The following is a 2,845-nucleotide window of genomic DNA, read 5'->3' on the forward strand; positions in this document are numbered from 1 at the left end:
GGTGTTAGCAACACGTGCACGGTAGAGAAACTTAATCAACTCATCAGAGGATGGATTAACTATTTCAAGATAGGAAGTATGAAAGCCCTTTGTGCGAAACTTGATTCAAAGATTCGCTATAGACTTCGTATGTGCATATGGAAACATTGGAAAACACCACAGAATCGTGCAAAGAATCTCATAAAACTTGGAGTGCCCAGATGGGCGGCATGGAGGACTGCATACTCCACAGGGTATGCAAGAGTCTGCCGCGCATCAGATGTAAGCCAAGCAATAAGTAATAAGAGACTAGCCTCATTTGGGCTAATCTCTATGTTAGATTACTACACCGAAAGGTGTGTTACTTGTTAAGTTGATTGAACCGCCGTGTACGGAACCGTACGCACGGTGGTGTGAGAGGTCGAAATTTCTCATTTATGAGAAATTTCTCCTACTCGATTGTATATTTCTCTATGTTTCGGGCATGATAATTTAAGAAGCAAAAATGGAGGGAAATATGGTAGAGAAGATAACAACAAGAAAAGTGAGTTCTTCGCTTTCTGAAAACGTGGAGTATATGAATGAAATTTTACCGGTGGATGAAAGTTTTGACTTAATTAGAAGAGATATTGTCATTGGGGAGAAGAAGAGTTCTTTCTATTTTATAGATGGCTTTACGAAGGATGATACAATGCAGAAATTAATGACCTCTTTTTTGGGGGTAAATAAATATGATATGCCTGAAGATGCAACAACATTTTCGCAAAAACTCATTCCCTATGTGGAGGTGGATGTTCTTACGGAGTTTGATGAAATTTTGAGGAATGTTTTGTCAGGGGTGTCATGCTTTTTTATAGAAGGCTATTCTGCCTGTCTTGCTATTGACTGCCGCACGTATCCGGCGAGGAGTGTGGAAGAACCGGATAAAGATAAGTCGCTCAGAGGGTCGAGAGATGGGTTCGTGGAAACGATTGTATTTAATACGGCATTAATGCGAAGAAGAATCCGTGACCCACATCTTATTATGCAGATGATGGACATTGGAAAGAGTTCCAGAACGGATGTGGTTGTTGCATATATGGAAGATAGAGTGGATAAAGAACTTTTGAAAAATCTGACAAACAGACTTAATGCAATAAAAGTGGATGATTTACGAATGAATCAACAGAGTTTGGCGGAGCAGTTATTTAAGCGGAAATGGTTTAATCCTTTTCCAAAATTTAAATTTACGGAAAGACCGGATACGGCGGCAGCCTGTCTGCTGGAGGGAAAAATTGTTATTTTAGTAGATAATTCTCCGTCGGCGATGATTTTACCAACATCCATTTTTGATATGATAGAAGAGGCGAATGATTATTATTTTCCGACAGTGACAAATGTATATCTAAAGGTATCGAGAGCGATTATTACTATTGCCACAGTGTTTGTTACTCCGCTATTTCTTTTGTTTATGCAGAATCCGGAGTGGCTTCCGAAGATGTTTGAATTTGTTCTTATTCGTGATGTGCAGAATATTCCTCTTTTATATCAATTATTATTACTTGAACTTGCCATTGATGGACTTCGTTTGGCAGCGATGAATACACCTAGTATGTTAAGTACCCCTTTGAGTGTAATTGCAGGTATTGTTATGGGTGAATTTTCAGTAAAGTCAGGTTGGTTTAATTCAGAGGTTATGCTATATATGGCGTTTGTTGCGGTAGCAAATTACACTCAACCGAATTTTGAATTGGGGTATGCTTTGAAATTTATGAGATTAATTTTGCTTATACTGACGGCATGGTTTGACTGGATTGGATTTGCTATTGGATGCTTTATAGTTGTTATTTCAGTTGCCTGCAATAAAACACTGTCAGGAAGAAATTATTTGAATGTAAAATTAAATTAAAGTGTTTTACTGATAAGGAAAAAATGGTATGATATATTCTATATAGACGGGAGGTATCAGCCATGAGAGAATTTATTATTGCAACAGACAGTACAGTAGATTTACAAAAGACATTTCTAGAGGAAAATCATGTGTTAACCATTTCCTTATCTTATATTATGGATGGTGTTACCTATAAAGATTTGGATGGGTTATCCCATGAAGAATTTTTTGAAAGATTGAGAAACGGTTCGCTTCCTACAACTTCACAGATTAATCCGGAAGAAGCGAGAAAGGCGTTAGAACCTGTTGTGAAAGAAGGAAAAGATATTCTGTATATCGGATTTTCATCGGGGCTTAGTGGTAGTTATAACAGTGTGAGAATGGCTGCGGAAGAGTTGATGGAAGATTATCCTGAGGCGAAAATTATTACCGTAGATAGTTTGTGTGCATCCATGGGAGAGGGACTTCTTCTTTATAAGACGCTTCAGTTGAAAGAGCAGGGGAAAAGTCTTGATGAGATAGCGAAATGGGTAGAAGAGAATAAACTTCATATTTGTCATAATGTTACTGTGGATGATCTTAATCATTTGCATCGGGGAGGAAGAATTTCTAAAACAACAGCAGTTTTGGGAACAATGGTTAAGATTAAGCCGATTATTCATATGGATAATGAAGGGAAATTAGTTGTTATCGGGAAGGAACGAGGAAGAAAGAAATCGTTACTTACACTTTTGGATAAAATGGAAAAGCAAATGCAAGGCTATGAGAATGATATAGTAATGATTACTCATGGCGATTGTATCGATGATGCGAAGTATTTAGAAGAGCAGATACGGGAGCGGTTTGGCATTAAGAATGTTATTATTAATGGAATCGGTTCGGTAATTGGAAGTCATACAGGAGCGGGAGTTGTTGCCGTGTTTTTTATGGGAAATGAAAGATAGAAAAAAACCTTTCTGTTTTTAAAACAGAAAGGTTTCAGACTGTAGACAAAGT

The 2,845-nt window shown here is 37.6% G+C and carries 3 protein-coding genes; all 3 read left to right on the forward strand.

Annotation, left to right across the window (positions count from 1 at the left end; all coding sequences use genetic code 11):
* Positions 1-351 (forward strand): group II intron maturase-specific domain-containing protein (locus ACYPXO_RS10910; protein ID WP_459640602.1); only part of this gene is annotated, 351 nt, incomplete at its 5' end.
* A 145-nt stretch (positions 352-496) separates the two neighbouring features.
* Positions 497-1,867, forward strand: coding sequence for a spore germination protein (locus ACYPXO_RS10915; protein ID WP_459640603.1), 1,371 nt, complete (start codon positions 497-499; stop codon positions 1,865-1,867).
* A gap of 62 nt (positions 1,868-1,929) precedes the next feature.
* Positions 1,930-2,793 (forward strand): DegV family protein, encoded by an 864-nt coding sequence (locus ACYPXO_RS10920; RefSeq protein ID WP_459640604.1) that lies wholly within the window; start codon positions 1,930-1,932, stop codon positions 2,791-2,793.
* Positions 2,794-2,845 lie beyond the last annotated feature (52 nt).

The sequence above is a fragment of the Faecalimonas canis genome, assembly GCF_054601575.1.

What these genes read in the sequence shown, in the direction of transcription:
- ACYPXO_RS10920 (WP_459640604.1), top strand. Translation starts at nt 1,930, where the DNA reads ATGAGAGAATTTATTATTGCAACAGACAGTACAGTAGATTTACAAAAG.
- ACYPXO_RS10915 (WP_459640603.1), top strand. Translation starts at nt 497, where the DNA reads ATGGTAGAGAAGATAACAACAAGAAAAGTGAGTTCTTCGCTTTCTGAA.